This window comes from Flavobacterium sp. JAS (assembly GCF_020991455.1).
Taxonomy (GTDB): domain Bacteria; phylum Bacteroidota; class Bacteroidia; order Flavobacteriales; family Flavobacteriaceae; genus Flavobacterium.
The window spans coordinates 144,684-159,819 of record NZ_JAJMOX010000011.1 but is presented as its reverse complement, the minus strand read 5'-3'; the positions used below and the strand labels follow the sequence as shown (position 1 = coordinate 159,819).

17 protein-coding genes are annotated in these 15,136 nt (G+C 32.6%); 10 read left to right on the top strand and 7 right to left on the bottom strand.

Features of this window, described 5'->3' with window-relative positions:
* The first annotated feature begins 7 nt into the window (after window positions 1–7).
* The 3 genes from LPB88_RS17615 to LPB88_RS17605 are packed head-to-tail and all read left to right on the top strand — an operon-like array spanning window position 8 to window position 2,259.
* Window positions 8–1,132 (top strand): lactonase family protein, encoded by a 1,125-nt coding sequence (locus LPB88_RS17615; protein WP_230716956.1) that lies wholly within the window; start codon window positions 8–10, stop codon window positions 1,130–1,132.
* A gap of 18 nt (window positions 1,133–1,150) precedes the next feature.
* On the top strand, window positions 1,151–1,678 hold the full coding sequence (locus LPB88_RS17610; protein ID WP_089352501.1) for a GNAT family N-acetyltransferase: 528 nt from the start codon (window positions 1,151–1,153) through the stop codon (window positions 1,676–1,678).
* Complete coding sequence (locus LPB88_RS17605; protein ID WP_230716955.1) at window positions 1,678–2,259, top strand: TIGR00730 family Rossman fold protein; 582 nt, start codon at window positions 1,678–1,680, stop codon at window positions 2,257–2,259. The genes LPB88_RS17610 and LPB88_RS17605 overlap by 1 nt, the downstream gene beginning before the upstream one ends.
* A gap of 15 nt (window positions 2,260–2,274) precedes the next feature.
* On the opposite strand, the gene LPB88_RS17600 is transcribed toward LPB88_RS17605, so the two are convergent.
* A complete protein-coding gene (locus tag LPB88_RS17600; protein ID WP_230716954.1) occupies window positions 2,275–3,108 on the bottom strand; it encodes an AraC family transcriptional regulator in 834 nt (277 codons plus the stop codon).
* A gap of 84 nt (window positions 3,109–3,192) precedes the next feature.
* Between LPB88_RS17600 and LPB88_RS17595 the strand changes: the two genes are divergently transcribed.
* The 5 genes from LPB88_RS17595 (at window position 3,193) to LPB88_RS17575 (ending at window position 6,498) form a co-directional block, all read left to right on the top strand.
* Window positions 3,193–3,585 (top strand): DoxX family membrane protein, encoded by a 393-nt coding sequence (locus LPB88_RS17595; RefSeq protein WP_230716953.1) that lies wholly within the window; start codon window positions 3,193–3,195, stop codon window positions 3,583–3,585.
* Window positions 3,586–3,590: 5 nt separating this feature from the next.
* Window positions 3,591–4,541 (top strand): polysaccharide deacetylase family protein, encoded by a 951-nt coding sequence (locus LPB88_RS17590; RefSeq protein WP_230716952.1) that lies wholly within the window; start codon window positions 3,591–3,593, stop codon window positions 4,539–4,541.
* A gap of 171 nt (window positions 4,542–4,712) precedes the next feature.
* A complete protein-coding gene (locus LPB88_RS17585; protein WP_230716951.1) occupies window positions 4,713–5,180 on the top strand; it encodes an SRPBCC family protein in 468 nt (155 codons plus the stop codon).
* Window positions 5,181–5,436: 256 nt separating this feature from the next.
* Window positions 5,437–5,805 carry an iron chaperone gene (locus LPB88_RS17580; RefSeq protein ID WP_230716950.1) on the top strand — a complete coding sequence of 123 codons (369 nt, stop codon included), beginning with the start codon at window positions 5,437–5,439 and terminating at the stop codon, window positions 5,803–5,805.
* Between the two features lie 6 nt (window positions 5,806–5,811).
* Window positions 5,812–6,498, top strand: coding sequence for a 2'-5' RNA ligase family protein (locus LPB88_RS17575; RefSeq protein ID WP_230716949.1), 687 nt, complete (start codon window positions 5,812–5,814; stop codon window positions 6,496–6,498).
* Between the two features lie 87 nt (window positions 6,499–6,585).
* Here the strand turns inward: LPB88_RS17575 and LPB88_RS17570 are convergent, their stop codons facing one another.
* The 3 genes from LPB88_RS17570 to LPB88_RS17560 form a co-directional block, all read right to left on the bottom strand.
* Window positions 6,586–6,963: a VOC family protein gene (locus tag LPB88_RS17570; RefSeq protein WP_230716948.1), complete on the bottom strand. Its 378-nt coding sequence runs from the start codon at window positions 6,961–6,963 to the stop codon at window positions 6,586–6,588.
* Window positions 6,964–7,045: 82 nt separating this feature from the next.
* Complete coding sequence (locus LPB88_RS17565; RefSeq protein ID WP_230716947.1) at window positions 7,046–7,747, bottom strand: VanW family protein; 702 nt, start codon at window positions 7,745–7,747, stop codon at window positions 7,046–7,048.
* Entirely contained in the window at window positions 7,744–8,406 is a 663-nt protein-coding gene (locus tag LPB88_RS17560; protein ID WP_230716946.1) for a class I SAM-dependent methyltransferase, read from the bottom strand. The genes LPB88_RS17565 and LPB88_RS17560 overlap by 4 nt, the downstream gene beginning before the upstream one ends.
* A gap of 329 nt (window positions 8,407–8,735) precedes the next feature.
* Between LPB88_RS17560 and LPB88_RS17555 the strand changes: the two genes are divergently transcribed.
* Entirely contained in the window at window positions 8,736–9,830 is a 1,095-nt protein-coding gene (locus LPB88_RS17555) for an acyltransferase (protein ID WP_230716945.1), read from the top strand.
* 3 nt (window positions 9,831–9,833) lie between these two features.
* On the opposite strand, the gene LPB88_RS17550 is transcribed toward LPB88_RS17555, so the two are convergent.
* From LPB88_RS17550 to LPB88_RS17540, 3 genes are all read right to left on the bottom strand, one after another.
* On the bottom strand, window positions 9,834–10,259 hold the full coding sequence (locus tag LPB88_RS17550) for an SMI1/KNR4 family protein (protein WP_230716944.1): 426 nt from the start codon (window positions 10,257–10,259) through the stop codon (window positions 9,834–9,836).
* Window positions 10,260–10,349: 90 nt separating this feature from the next.
* The gene (locus LPB88_RS17545) at window positions 10,350–11,093 is read right to left on the bottom strand and encodes a DUF2625 domain-containing protein (protein WP_230716943.1); all 744 of its coding nucleotides are present in this window, start codon (window positions 11,091–11,093) and stop codon (window positions 10,350–10,352) included.
* A gap of 31 nt (window positions 11,094–11,124) precedes the next feature.
* Window positions 11,125–13,272, bottom strand: a complete 2,148-nt coding sequence (locus LPB88_RS17540) for a cation:proton antiporter (RefSeq protein ID WP_230716942.1) — start codon at window positions 13,270–13,272, stop codon at window positions 11,125–11,127.
* Between the two features lie 318 nt (window positions 13,273–13,590).
* On the opposite strand from LPB88_RS17540, the gene LPB88_RS17535 reads away from it, so the two are divergent.
* Entirely contained in the window at window positions 13,591–15,018 is a 1,428-nt protein-coding gene (locus LPB88_RS17535) for an L-serine ammonia-lyase (protein ID WP_230716941.1), read from the top strand.
* The last annotated feature ends 118 nt before the right edge of the window (window positions 15,019–15,136 follow it).

Below are 15,136 nucleotides of genomic sequence, written 5' to 3'. Positions count from 1 at the left end.
TTAAACCTTGAAACTTAAAATATACTTCTTAGCAATTGCACTTCTTCTAGTTTTTAATGTCTTTTCACAAAATACTTATGTCTTTCTGGGATCTTACAACAGAGATAAAACTGCAGAATCAATTCAGGTCTATCAACTAGATACTTTAAACGGAAAACTTAGCAAAATAACTTCTGTAAAGAATGTTGTAAATCCGTCGTATTTGACTTTGTCTCCAAACGGAAAATATTTGTACGCCTGTACCGATACCAAAACACCAAATGCAGGAAGTGTAAGCAGTTTCGAGTTTAATCCCGAAAATAAAACTTTGACTTTTTTGAACAGTCAAAGAAGTGGCGGCGAAAATCCCGTTTATGTGTCGGTTCATAAAAACGGAAAATGGCTTGTAAATGGTAATTATACCGAAGGAAGTGTCTCGGTTCATCCGCTTCTGGAAAATGGAAAAATAGATTCTATTGCCCAAAATTTTCAATATATGGACGGAAGCGTTAATAAAGAAAGACAAGTCAGATCGCACATTCATTCGACTGTCTTCTCGCCTGAAAATGATTATTTATTCATGCCGGATCTTGGTGCTGATAAAATACGTTCTTATCGATTTGATGAAACTCAGAAAAAACCTTTGGTAGAAACGGATCATCCTTTTCTTAAAACCGATTTAGAAGCCGGACCACGGCATTTTACGTTTCATCCCAATCAAAAATTTGGTTATTGTATCGAAGAAATGGCAGGCGCAATAAGTGTTTATCAATATCAAAATGGCGCTTTGACAAAAGTTCAGCATATCAACACACATCCGGATAAAATTACAGAAGGTTTTGAAAGTTCAGATATTCATGTTTCGCCTGACGGAAAATTTCTGTATGCGACAAACAGAGGAAAAGAAAACAATATTGCGATTTTCTCTATTGACGAAAATGGTCTTTTGAAAAACATTGGCTATCAATCGACTTTAGGGAAACATCCCAGAATTTTTGCGATCGATGAAAGCGGAAAGTTCTTGGTTGCAACGAATGTTAACACTGGAAATATTGTAGTTTTTAAAAGAAATTCAAAAACAGGATTGCTAAAGAAAACTGGGAAACAGGTTAAGATGGAGAATGTTTCTTGTGTTCAGATAAAAAAAATATAACTTTAAAAACAGCTCAATATGAATATATCCCCTTTAAATCTGCAACCTGAGATTCTAGAAGACGATCTAACCAAATTAATTCCGCTTCAGGAAAGTGATTTTAATGCACTATATAAAGTAGCATCAGATCCTTTAATTTGGGAACAACACCCCAATAAAAACCGCTACGAAAGAGAAGTCTTTCAAAATTTCTTTGAAGGTGCCATGGAAAGCAAAGGCGCTTTTCTGATAATTGATAAAACTACAGGCGAAATAGCGGGAAGCACACGTTTTTATGAATATGACGAAGAAAACAGAACCGTTTTTATTGGGTATACTTTTTATGGAAGAAAATTTTGGGGTACCGGATTTAATACTCACGTTAAGAAAATGATGCTCGAATATGCTTTTAAAGACGTCAACAAAGTTCAATTTCATATCGGAGCAGAAAATTACCGTTCCCAAAAAGCGATAGAAAAATTAGGGGCAGTAAAAGTAGAAGAAATAGAGGTTGCTTATTATAATGAACCCTCCCGTCATAATTTTGTATACGAAATAAAAAAATAATGAAAAGAATAACAGTATTCTGCGGGTCCAGTTTTGGTACCGAAGAAATTTATAAAGAACAGGCGACTTTACTCGGGCAAACCTTAGCAAAGCAAAACATAGAATTAGTTTATGGCGGTGCAAATGTTGGTTTAATGGGCGCAGTTGCAGATGGAATTCTAAATGAAGGTGGAAAAGCAATTGGTGTTCTTCCAAATTTTCTACGATCAAAAGAAATTGCGCATCTTGGTTTAACCGAATTAATTTTGGTACAAAGTATGCACGAAAGAAAAACCAAAATGAACGATTTATGCGATGGTGTTATAGCGCTTCCGGGTGGTTTTGGGACTCTCGAAGAGCTTTTCGAAATGTTGACCTGGGCACAATTAGGCTTGCATAAAAAACCAATTGCCATTTTAAACATCAACGGATTTTATGATTCTCTAATTGAATTAACGCAAACAATGGTCCAAAAAGGTTTACTCAAAGAAGTCAATCAAGGTATGCTTTTGGTTAGTGATAACATTGATGAATTATTGGATAAAATGAGAAATTATGTTCCGCCAACCGTTGGAAAATGGATTGATAAAGACAAATCTTAAAAATCGAGATCAATTCTAATTCTTAAATTGCTTTTTATAATCACTCGGATTCAATCCCGTATATTTTTTAAACAATCGATTGAGGTGACTCGCATCGCTAAAACCAAATTCATAAACAATTTCATTGATTTGCATATTGGTAAACTTCAATCGGGTTTCGATTAGTTTTATTTTATAGGCAATTGTGTATTGTTGAATACTTTGCCCGGTTTTGGTTTTAAAATATTCACTGATATATGTAGGAGAAACATTGAATTTTAAAGCCATTTTTGATGCTTTTAATTCCTCTGGCTGATAAATATTATGATGCACATAATTCAGTAAATCTAAACTCGGTTCAGCATTAGATTGGTTCAGAGCAAGCGGTGATATAAGCGAAATATTTCTGGCAGCAAGAGTAATAATCGTATTTAGTATTTGCTTTGTTACTTCTTGCTGTTGCGGAAAATTACTATTCTCTTCTCTAATCAATGCTTCTACCATGGCTCGCAACAAAGGTTTATCGGTTACGGTTTTTAAAATACAGCCCGGTAAATGATTGTGATTATGAAAGATAAATTCCAATTTCTGAATCCAATCACTATTTTGCGTTTTAAGATAACTATCATGAAACCTGATAAAGAAAAACTTCGTTTTCTCGATAACTTCAAAACTATGCGTGTCCTGAGGAAAAATCAAAAACAATTTATCGCTGCTATAAGGCAATCGGTGATCGTTGATAATCTGAATGCCTTTTCCTTCTAAAACAAAAACCATTTCAAAAAAAGTGTTTTTGCGTTCTTTGGCTTCGTATTCTGAAACTTCCAGAAACTGAAGTTCAAAAGGGCGGTATAAATTTCTAATTTCCATCTTCCAAAAATACAAATTAATCCAATGATTGTACAAATTTAAAAAAGTTGTTCTTCTCAACTTTGTACTATAAAATCATACAAAATGGAAACAACTTCTTTTTTACTATTACGCCTTGCAATCGCCATAAGCATGTTTGGTCACGGATTGGTACGTCTGCCAAAACTAACTACTTTTAGCAACTGGATGATTGGCAGTTTTGAAAATTCTATGTTGCCAAGAATCATCGTAACACCTTTTAGCTACATTTTACCAATAGCCGAATTTGCAATTGGCTTACTCTTATTATTAGGGTTATTTACAAGACCTTCTTTAATCGCCGGAGGATTTGTAATGTTAGCATTATTATTTGGAACTGCGATGATTGAGAATTGGGAAGCTATTCCGTCACAACTCATTCACATTGCATTTTTTGCTTTACTTTTACATTTCATTGATTCTAACAGTTGGGCAATTGATCTATTAATTAAAAAATAATTACCATGAGTTCAAGGCGAAATTTTATAAAACAAACCGGAATTATAGGTATGGTTGGCATGATAAATCCCATCGAAACTTTTTCAGAAATTCCAAAACCGACTCCTTTTTTATCTCCTCAAAAAACAAAATGGGCCGATGGTTCAAGATTAGTTGTTTCGATTTCAATGCAATTTGAAGCTGGCGGACAACCCGAAAATGCAGAAAGCCCGTTTCCTCAAAATATACAAAAAGGTTATATTGATCTTCCTTCAGCAACGTGGTACGATTACGGATATAAAGAAGGGATTCCGAGAATGTTGGACAATTGGGATAAACTTGGTGTAAAAGTTACTTCGCACATGGTAGGAACTGCAGTTCTAAAAAATCCTCAACTAGCCAAAGAAATTGTACAGCGAGGTCACGAAGCTGCTGCTCACGGAATGAGTTGGAGCACACAATATACAATGCCTTATGACGAAGAGAAAAAATTCATTAAAGACGGCGTTGATGCTATAAAAAATGTAACAGGCTTTACTCCTGTTGGTTATAATGCAAACTGGCTGCGACGCGGTACAAATACGCTCGATATTTTACAAGAACTTGGTTTTAAATATCATATCGATGATTTAAGTCGTGATGAACCTTTTATTATTCAGGTTAAAAATAAAGATTTCGCCGTTGTTCCGTATACAATTCGAAACAATGATATTGTTTTGATTGAAGGAAAAAACTTTTCCGCAGATCAATTTTTGCAACAGGTTAAAATGGAATTTAATCAACTATATGCCGAAAGCGAAACGCAACGCCGACAAATGTCTATTAGTTTTCATGATCGTATTGGCGGAACTCCTCAAATGGTAAAAGCAGCAAACGATCTTATTAAATACATGCAGCAACATAAAGGCGTAAGTTTTAAACGTAAAGACGAAATTGCCGAAATGGCGCTGCACGATAAAACTACAATAAGAGAATAAAAATATACTTTCAGAATTTGAAATCCATGCAGCTTAAAACTTGTATGGATTTTTTTTATTTATGTAATTGGAATTTGTTTCTTAAATTAGAGGTTGGAAAAAAAATATTTCAAGTTTCAAGTTTTACATTTCAAGTTTTACATTTCACATTTCACAACTAACAATTCACAGATGAAAGCAGAAAATAACCACTTCGCAAAAGCCGAAATGCTGATTAGAAAACCTCTTTCAGAAGTTTTTCAGGCTTTTACAGACCCGGAAATTACCCGCAAATTTTGGTTCACAAAAGGTTCCGGAAAATTAGAACAGGACACAAAAACCGAATGGACATGGGAAATGTATGGTTTTTCTCTAACTGTTACAACGCATGTTTTACAGGAAAATAAAAAGATTGTAATCGAATGGGGAAATCCTGATGAAACAACAATAGTCGAATGGATTTTTACTTCGTTGAACGAAAATGAAACTTTTGTAAGCATTACCAATTCCGGTTTAAAAGGAGATTCAGATAAAATAATAGATCAGGTTCGCAATTCTACTGAAGGTTTTACGTTAGTTTTAGCTGGAGCAAAAGCATATTTAGAACATAAAATTCAACTTAATTTAGTTTTGGATCGCTTTCCGAAAGGACTTGCGTAAGAAGATTAATGAATAAAGATTTTTATGTTTTAATCTCGCAAAGACGTAGAGACGCAAAGTTTTTTGTTTCACGCAGATTTAAAAAGATTTAGGCCGATATACGCAGATAATTATATAAAAAATAAATCTGCTAAAATCTGCTGAATCTGCGTGAAAAAATCCTTTTAATCTTTTAATCTTTGGCAAAATAAAACTTTGCGTCTCTACGTCTTTGCGAGAGATTCATTAACCTATTCTTCAAAATAAATTACATAAAATGGAGACTAAGAAACCAGAAAACATAGACGAATACATTGGAGCATTCCCAAATGATGTTCAGGAGATTTTAGATAAAGTTCGAATGACTATTCACAAAGCAGCGCCGGATGCCAAAGAAAAAATCAGTTATTCGATGCCGGCTTTTGAGCAAAACGGAATCGTGGTTTATTTTGCTGCCTACAAAAATCATATTGGTTTGTATGCTTTACCAAACGGTCACGAAGCTTTTAAGGAAGAACTTTCGAAATACAAATCAGGGAAAGGTTCTGTACAATTTCCACTAAATCAACCAATGCCTTTTGACCTGATTACTAAAATTGTAAAATTCAGAGTAAAAGAAAATATGGAAAAAGTGAAAAAGAAATAATACTAAATGAATTTACAAGAACATTATAACGAGCTCTACAAAAAATCATCTGAAGCTATTTTAGACGGTAATTACAAATTAGATTCTCAAATTAATGACCAATCTGATTCCCGTTTTGGAGTTACATTATTAATTCGTCCAAATGAAGTAATTAAGGCAAATATTCAGTTATTTTTAGACGAATTAAAAGCCATAGATCCTTTGCAATATTATTACCCCGATTCAGATATTCATATTACTGCAATGTCAATTATTTCATGTTATGAAGGTTTTAGTTTAGATAAAGTTTCGATTCCGGATTATGTCGAAATTATCCAAAAAAGCTTAATTGATTTAAACGAAATCAAAATTGAATTTCGTGGCGTTACAGCCTCACCTTCTGCTATAATGATTCAAGGTTTCCCAACAGATGAATCTTTGAATAATCTAAGAGATAAATTGCGTGAAAATTTCAAAAAATCAACTTTAGAACAAAGTATTGATAGTCGTTATGCCATTTCAACAGCGCATGTAACGGTTATAAGATTTCAGGAAAAACTTCAAAATCCAGAGAAATTAGTCGCGATTACAGGGAAATTCCGTGATTTTGATTTCGGAACATTTACGGTTGATAAAATAGAATTGGTTTATAATGATTGGTATCAGAGAGAGAGAAATACAATTCAATTGGCAGATTTTTATCTGATGAATTAAAAAAATAGCCACAAATTCACGAGTTTTATTTTGATTCTGTTTGTAAAAACTACAAGCAACGTTTAGCAAAAATTCGTGAATTCGTGGCTATTTTTTATATTCTTTCCCTGAGAAATTTCCAAAATGCCATAAAACACCTGACGGATCGTGTAAAAAACATTCGCTTCCCCAATCGAGATGGCGTGTTGGAGTTAATTTTACACTGTATTTTTCAGTCAGATTAAGTTTTAGAAGTTCATTGAAATAGTAATCAACATCTTCGACTTCAAGGAAAATCATCGTGTTTTCATTCCAGCTTTTATCATAATAATCTTGAAGATAAAAGGCTAAATCTCCCGTTTTAAAAACAGAAAACTTTGAGTCTAAAACTCCTTCTTCGAAACCTAAATCCTTGTAGAAACTTCTGGAGATTTCAAAATCTTTTGCTCCAATAAACGGTCTGATTGATACTGCTTTATGTTTCATTTTAATTTCATTTAATAGTAATTATTTTTCATAAATCTTCTACACAATAAAGCTACGAGGATTGATCCGATAAAAGGTATTGTTACTCTAAATTTACTACCTTATATTTAGATTGATTCAACAATTTTCTATCATTATTGAAAACATTTACATAAACAAAATTTTGATCCATTATAGATTCAAAAGCTAATTCTTTCTTCTCAATTACTTTTACACTAAACAAAGTTGCATGTAAATAATTATCAACTATTCTAATTTCAAACTTAACAGGAAATGGCAAGTTATTTTTTATTCTCAAATCTTTATATCCATAAACAATTGTTGCATCACAACCTAAAGGTGCAAACCTTGTTTCTTCAGTATAAATATCAACAGAATGATTGTGCCTCTCTAAAATTTCTAAACCAGCAATTAAACTCATTTGGTATACAATTCCTGATACCTGACACATCCCTCCTCCATTCTCTTGTTTTAACTTCCCGTCTACTAAAGTTCTGCTTTTCTTAAAATTCCGATTTGGATTTCCAATAATTTTCAGGAAAGAAAGGATTTGATTTGGTTTAAGAACATGTCGGTTTATTCTTTTTGAAGCCAATTCAATATTATGCAACTTATTTTCAAAAGTCAGACCTGGTTTTATTTCCTGCGATATTGTTAGTGCATAATCAAAAACAAATTCATGTTGCATTTCTTCAGAAAACTTGAAAAAATCTCTACTTAGCAAATCGTTTTTAAATCGAATAAGTAGTTTTAAATGTATTTTTATATGTTTCCAAATTCTCATTTTTTCTCAAATTCGATGATTAAATAAGAACTATATTCTTTCAGAAATGAAGTGGCTAAAAATGAATCTATTGTCACGAAAAACTTTCTGCAAAACTTAGGAAATCTATGAATGGGTAAAAACAGAAAACCAATAGTTCTTTTAATCTCAAAATTTGATTTTAACTTTAAATCTTCAACCGAAAAACTACTCGCTCCATGCCAATCTTCCTTTTTATAACCTAGAAGTTGCCTTCTTTTTCGGGAAGGAATATCAAAAATAATTCTTCCATTCTTTTTTAAGACTCTATTGCATTCTTCAAATATAGCATCAATTTTTCTTTCCTCTAAGTGCATGAAAAAATGAAAACTAATAATAGTATCAATACTATTATTCTCTATTATTAGTTGATCCGCTTCATTCAATAAAATTGTTTTTTCGGGGTATTTTGCTTTTGAGATTTCAACCATTGCACTACTTGCATCAACTCCTAAAGAGGCATAATTTAAAAGTCTTCCTGTACCACAAGCCAAATCAAGAATTACTTCATTTTTATTAGTCAATAATCGATCTAGAATTTTTCTTTCTTGATTATCGATAAATTTACCATAAGTATTGTTAAATCTATTTTCATCATATGTACTTGCCAAAGTATCATAATAACTTACAATTTCATTCATTTAGATTCTTTCAGGTTAAAAAAACAATTATCCTTTCTTCAAAATATTAACCAAACCTCTCCTAATTACTTCCATTCATTTTTGATAATAATTACCCGAATTTCAAAATCTTTGGCACCAATAAAGGATCGGATTGATGTGGCTTTGTGTTTCATTTTTACTTTGTTTTTATTTCTAAAATTATCAAAATCGGGCAAAAAAATTGTTAATAAAATCCTTTTTTTTGAGAAAGAAACTTTTGTAATTCAATTATCTTTACTGTCGAAAAGTTCTTTTTTCATTCGATAAGCTATCAAAAAATATTCATCAAAAAGCAAATCAATTTCAAAGTGCACAAAAAATTATATGGATTAGATCATTTACGCGCTTTCGCAATATGTTTTGTCTTTTTATTTCATTATCAACTATTTGAACATCCTGAATGGTTACCAAATATAGCAAAATTTGGTTGGACAGGTGTAGATTTATTTTTTGTTTTAAGCGGCTTTTTAATATCTTCTCAATTATTTTTTCAAATTAAAAATAACGTTAGAATTTCATTTAAAGATTTCTTTTTAAAACGTTTTTTCAGAATTCTTCCCTTATTTTGGTTTATAACAGGAGTTTACTTTTTAATTCCATTATTTAGAGAGAGGGAGGCACTTCCTCCAATATGGAAACTACTAACATTTACCCAAAATTTCGACCTAAACCTTCGCGATTTCGGAACTTTTTCGCATGCCTGGTCACTTTGTGTCGAAGAGCATTTTTATTTTCTTTTACCAATTGCACTTATTCTCTTGCAGAAATACAAACAATTTCATAAATCATATTGGGTATTAATCGGACTTTTTACTTTCGGTTTTATTATTCGATTTTATAGCTGGGAAATCTTATACTTTCCTCATATTGCTGACGAAAATGCATGGCTCTTTTGGCAAAAATACATCTATTATCCAACTTATAATCGTTTAGATGGGCTTTTGATTGGAGTTTCGATTGCAGCGGTATATCAATTTATGCCTGCTTTATGGAACGTAATTTCTAAGTATGGAAATCATTTTTTAATAGGTAGCTTAATTATATTAGTTGCAGCTTACTTTTTATGTTATGTAGAACATTCCTTTTATGCTTCCATTTTTGGATTCCCTTTAATAGGAATCGGATATGGTTTTATGGTTATTGGCGCCATTTCACCAACGTGTTTTTTATATCAGATTAATTCAAAAATTACTACTTTCATCGCCACATTATCTTACGGAATTTACTTAGTTCATAAGGGAATTATCCATATTACACAGTTACTTTTAAATTATTTTGGTTTTGATTCAGGTAGTACATTCAGTTTAATAATCTGTATTATTTCATGCATCTCGATTGCCTTTATACTTCATCAAATAATAGAAAAACCATTTATGAAATTAAGAAGAAAATGGGTTGCTTAAAAATTACAAAAACCAATCAATTCCATTATCTAGACGAACAAGAAAATCAGTAAATGACGTTCCAATTTCAATACTATACTTGCTATTTAAATCAATAAATGGTGAAAGAATTATTTTTACATTATCAAATTGATCTATTTCAATTCCTATAAATTCTCCACTACCATTTGAACCAATTCCAATAGTTCTAATCAGTTGCTCAACAATACTATACTCTTTATTGTTTTCAATAATTTCCTCTAAACCCCAAAGGTTTATAAATTCAACACCAATAAATTGATCAATCCCAAAATAGTTTTCAAGATAAAAAATATAATCCTCAGGAAGTTTTAAATTGGCAAATGATTCAACTTCAGAAATAGTAACAGAACCATTTATATCTCTTTTAGGAAAACTATATTTTGTAATTAGCTTTTGCAGATCTTCCATAATTTAAATTCCTTTTTAAGAATACATTCTATTTTAACATACAAAAAAATCTACTTTTAATGATTTAAAATTCAATCATAAACCCAATCTTTACTGATCAAAACCAAGTTGTTTTCGTAAATCCAGATTAAAACTATATTGTTCCTCAATTGGAATTATTTTTCTTGAATTTTTATTGATATCGCTTCCTTCAGCTGTCCATAGAAATGGGTAAAAATTAAAGACTTCATCGCCTTTTAATTTCGAAACTTCTTGTCTCCAGCCATTCCATCTGTTGCCTTCGTAGAATTTATCCAAGTCATTATTAAAACAGAATCCTAGAAATTCAGAATATGTAATATCAAGTTGTTCATATTCGAGATTGTCAGGAGAAAAATAATAGATCTTCCCTAAATCAGTTCCTAGTCCGCCTTCATTCAAAAGATAAAAACCGCCAATCGCATCATCAGCAATTAAGGTAAAACTAGGTTTTTCACCAAATTCTTTAAACGATTTTCCTTTGTTCCAATCTGGAAGCGTGCGATTAAATTTTGAATTTCCTGAACCCAAAATTCTAATCCAGCCGTCATCAACTAAAATCCCGCCAGTCATAAAAACAACTGCTCCCATTGTCGAACGGGTTGTAACCTGAGTTTTATATAATGTTTCTTTTGCTTTTGATGCATCTACGGGCAAAACTTCAACTTTGTTTTTTGCCGTTTTAATCCAGTCTTTGACAGTCGCCCAAGCAGGATCTTTTTTATCTATAAGTTCTTCAGTACTTTTCATTTTGTTTTGCGCCGTTACAGCAAAACTTAAAAATATCAATATAATTATTGGAAACTTCAGTGTCATTTTTTTTAATTGTAAGAATTATCTATGCAAACTAACTTTTCTTCAAAATATTGCCTAAACCACGGCCAATTTGCTCAATCGCTTCAAGGCCTTTTGTTAGTGGCGTAGCGGTAAAATCTTCGTAGGCATCCATCGCAGTTTCTTTACGATCGTCTTGGGCATAAACCAAAATCAGATTATTATCGCTGAATGATTTCTCGAATTTCTGTGGTAGTTTATCAAAGATAGTTTGGTACGAAACAGAACCTTTTCTGGATAAATTGAAAACAATTAAATCAGTTGGTTTTATTTCATCTGAAATAGCTTCAAAATCATCCCAATCCAAAATACTTTTAAATCCTAACTTAGCATTTAGCTTCAATTTAGTAGCAATTTGCTGAATGGCCTGATGCGTTTTATATTCGGCATAAATCACAATCGGAATACTTAATTCTTGCGATAATCTAAAGATTTTCTGTAACAGAAGATGAAATCCAACGCCTCTTTCTGAAAAAGGAGGACAAATAAAAACCAATCTTTTCTCTTCAATAAATGTTTTTTGAAACCTGCAAATAAATAAACTTTTGTCTACATTATTGATGATTGAATCTACATTTTCTCCAAAAATTTTATCCAGAAAACCTGTTTTTCTTGGCCAGCCCACAATCACAATGTCAGACATTATTTCTTTAGAAGTTCTCGCAATTCCGCTAGCAGGATTATGGTCAATTCTGGCAATCGTATTAATTTTTACTTCTGAAGCCGATCCTTGAATTACAAATTTATCAACGGCTTTTCGATACTTCAAAATATTAATTTCCGCCTGATCATTATTCGGAACAATTGTTAATAAAGTCACGGGATTAGATGATTTTTTATCTTTTATCAAAAGGGCAAAATCTAATAAACTAGCTGTCGCCGAAGTTTTTGCTAACGGAATCAATATATGTTCGTCCAGAATCTGATCGCTGTGTGCATCTTCATTTGAAACCTCTTCTTCGCAAATCGCAATCTTTTTAGCCGCTTTTTCAGTAGCAAACGAAGCTACGATACAAGTTATTAAGATTAAGATAATGGTTCCGTTCAGGATATTTTCATCCAGAATTTTAGCTTTAAATCCAACCAAAATAACAGCCAGAGTTGCAGCGGCATGCGCACTGCTAAGTCCGAAAATAAGTTGTCTTTCGGTCTTAGTATATTTAAAAACAATTTGGGTAAAAAACGCCGCAATCCATTTTCCAAAAATAGCCACAACACTCAAAGTTCCGGCAACAATTAAAGCTGTTGGACCGCTAAGAATTACGCTAATATCAACCAACATTCCCACAGAAATCAGGAAAAACGGAATAAACAAAGAGTTTCCAATAAACTCAATTCTATTCATTAATGCTGACGAATGCGGAATTAACGGATTCAGTGCCAAACCGGCAACGAACGCTCCAATAATGGGCTCTACTCCTGCTACTTCGGCCAAAAATGCCGCGAAGAAAACAACAGAAAGTACAAAAATATAATGGGCGTGTTTCTCACTTTCTAATTTCTTAAAAAACCATTTTGCAATTCTCGGAATAACCAAAAACATAATTGCCGAGAAAATAGCCAATGAAACCGTTAGTTTTATCCAGAAAGCCTGATTCAGATTTCCCTGACTGCTTCCCATGATAACGGCCAAAATAATCAAAACAGCTGTATCGGTTAAAATCGTTCCTCCAACGGTTATGGCAACCGCCTGATTTTTTGCAATTCCTAGTTTACTCACAATTGGGTATGCAACCAAAGTATGAGTTGCAAACATACTTGCGGTTAAAAAACTGGCATTGAAATCGTAATTTAAGAGATAAAAACAAACGGGAAAACCAATCGTTAACGGAAAAATAAAGGTAAAAAAACCAAACAATAAACTCTTATTTCTATTGGCTTTAAACTCATTCATATCGAGTTCAAGACCTGCAATAAACATAATATACAAAAGTCCAATGGTCGAGAATAAATCAACGGCAGAGTTTTTGGCCAGAATATTTAATCCGTGTGGTCCTATGATAACCCCGGAAATAATAAGTCCAATAATTCCTGGAATATTTATTTTTTTAAGTAAAATGGGGGACAAGAGAATAATAAAAAGTATTAACGAAAAAATCAATACTGGATTGTTAAGAGGTAATTCGAATTCGTGTATTAAATGCTTGAAAAATTCTATCATATTATAATTTTATCTTCTTGGTGGTATTTTAATTTTTCGTGAAAGGAGTTTCAAAATTAAAATGGAATTTCAGAAGTTATTATTTTACCGATTTATTTAAAACTAAAAAAAAACGGATTCTCTAGTGATTGCTTCATTACAAAAATACCTAAAAAAATTGCGAACTTTTCACGAAAACCGCATATTAAGTAATAAAATTTGATTCGTTACCAAATTAATAAAATTTAATATTTATTTTAACAAAACCGCAAGATTTCTAAACTAAATTAAATCATCTTTGCATTATTCAATTATCTTTGTCTTAATAAAAATTACACGATGGAAGAATGTATCTCTGTTTTTGATATGCTTAAAATTGGTGTTGGTCCCTCAAGTTCACATACTTTAGGACCTTGGAGAGCCGCAGAACGTTTTTTGGAAGAACTGAAAGACGAGTCAATTTTAGATCAGATTAAACGAGTAAAAGTCGATTTATACGGATCACTTTCGTTAACCGGAAAAGGCCATGCCACTGATTTATCGGTTATGTTAGGTTTAAGTGGTCAGGATCCTGAATATATTCCGGTTGAGAATATTGCCGGGATTATTAAAACGATCGAAGACACGAACGAAATTATTTTGGCTAACCAATATAAAGTTCCGTTTTATTTTCTTCAGGATATTGTCTTCAATAAAGAGTTTCTTCCCTTCCATGCAAATGGATTAAAATTTACGGCTTATAAAGCGGATGATTCTGAGTATGAATCTACTTTTTATTCTATTGGAGGAGGTTTTGTCGTTAAAGAAGAACGCACAAATGCCAAAATCAATGAGAAAATAAAATGTGCTTTTCCATTCCCGATTCAAAATGCTGTTGAGCTTTTAAATTATACGGTTTCAGAAAACAAAATGATTTCAGAAATTGTTTATGAAAACGAAAAATCAATGCGTCCCGAAGCCGAAATTCACTCGGAATTAATGCGCATCTGGAACACAATGCTTGAATGTATGTACATTGGCTGTCATACCGGAGGAGTTCTTCCCGGCGGATTAAACGTTCGCAGAAGAGCCTTTGACATGCACCAAAACTTAATAGGTTTATCTAATTATTCGAATCCGCAAACGTGGTTGGAAGAAATTAGAAAAACCGAAGTGAAATTTCGTCAGATCTTAAAATGGGTAAGCTGTTTTGCACTTGCCGTGAATGAAGTAAATGCTTCTTTAGGTCGTGTTGTTACAGCGCCAACAAACGGAAGCGCGGGAGTAATTCCGGCCGTTTTAATGTATTATTTGGTGATTGAAAACCATAATGCAGGCGAAAAAGAAATCAAACAATTTTTAATGGTTGCCGGAGAAATTGGAAGTATTTTCAAAAAAGGATCTACAATTTCAGCCGCAATGGGTGGTTGTCAGGCCGAAATTGGCGTTTCGTCATCAATGGCTGCAGCGGCTCTTTGCGAATTAATGGGCGGAACTCCTGCTCAGGTTTTAATGGCTGCCGAAATCGCTATGGAACATCATTTAGGTTTAACCTGTGACCCAATTGGTGGTTTAGTTCAGATTCCGTGTATCGAAAGAAATACGATGGGCGCCATAAAAGCCATAAACGCTGCCGAATTAGCACTTGAAACAGATTCTAAAAATGCAAAAGTGCCTTTGGACAAAGTAATCAATACGATGTGGGAAACGGCAAAAGATATGAATTCTAAATACAAAGAAACCTCTGAAGGTGGATTGGCAATTGCCGTAAATATGGCGGATTGTTAGAAAATAAAAGTTGCCACGAATTGCACGAATCTACACGAATTAATATTTTATTTATGCTTCATGCAGAAAAAAATTAGTGTAAATTCGTGCAATTCGTGGCAAAAAAAACAAAAACTAC

Bases quoted from the DNA above. Each gene is read 5' to 3' on its own strand.
- LPB88_RS17610 (WP_089352501.1), top strand. From the start codon at position 1,151: ATGAATATATCCCCTTTAAATCTGCAACCTGAGATTCTAGAAGACGAT.
- LPB88_RS17605 (WP_230716955.1), top strand. From the start codon at position 1,678: ATGAAAAGAATAACAGTATTCTGCGGGTCCAGTTTTGGTACCGAAGAA.
- LPB88_RS17600 (WP_230716954.1), bottom strand. From the start codon at position 3,108: ATGGAAATTAGAAATTTATACCGCCCTTTTGAACTTCAGTTTCTGGAA.
- LPB88_RS17595 (WP_230716953.1), top strand. From the start codon at position 3,193: ATGGAAACAACTTCTTTTTTACTATTACGCCTTGCAATCGCCATAAGC.
- LPB88_RS17590 (WP_230716952.1), top strand. From the start codon at position 3,591: ATGAGTTCAAGGCGAAATTTTATAAAACAAACCGGAATTATAGGTATG.
- LPB88_RS17585 (WP_230716951.1), top strand. From the start codon at position 4,713: ATGAAAGCAGAAAATAACCACTTCGCAAAAGCCGAAATGCTGATTAGA.
- LPB88_RS17580 (WP_230716950.1), top strand. From the start codon at position 5,437: ATGGAGACTAAGAAACCAGAAAACATAGACGAATACATTGGAGCATTC.
- LPB88_RS17575 (WP_230716949.1), top strand. From the start codon at position 5,812: ATGAATTTACAAGAACATTATAACGAGCTCTACAAAAAATCATCTGAA.
- LPB88_RS17570 (WP_230716948.1), bottom strand. From the start codon at position 6,963: ATGAAACATAAAGCAGTATCAATCAGACCGTTTATTGGAGCAAAAGAT.
- LPB88_RS17565 (WP_230716947.1), bottom strand. From the start codon at position 7,747: ATGAGAATTTGGAAACATATAAAAATACATTTAAAACTACTTATTCGA.
- LPB88_RS17560 (WP_230716946.1), bottom strand. From the start codon at position 8,406: ATGAATGAAATTGTAAGTTATTATGATACTTTGGCAAGTACATATGAT.
- LPB88_RS17550 (WP_230716944.1), bottom strand. From the start codon at position 10,259: ATGGAAGATCTGCAAAAGCTAATTACAAAATATAGTTTTCCTAAAAGA.
- LPB88_RS17545 (WP_230716943.1), bottom strand. From the start codon at position 11,093: ATGACACTGAAGTTTCCAATAATTATATTGATATTTTTAAGTTTTGCT.
- LPB88_RS17540 (WP_230716942.1), bottom strand. From the start codon at position 13,272: ATGATAGAATTTTTCAAGCATTTAATACACGAATTCGAATTACCTCTT.
- LPB88_RS17535 (WP_230716941.1), top strand. From the start codon at position 13,591: ATGGAAGAATGTATCTCTGTTTTTGATATGCTTAAAATTGGTGTTGGT.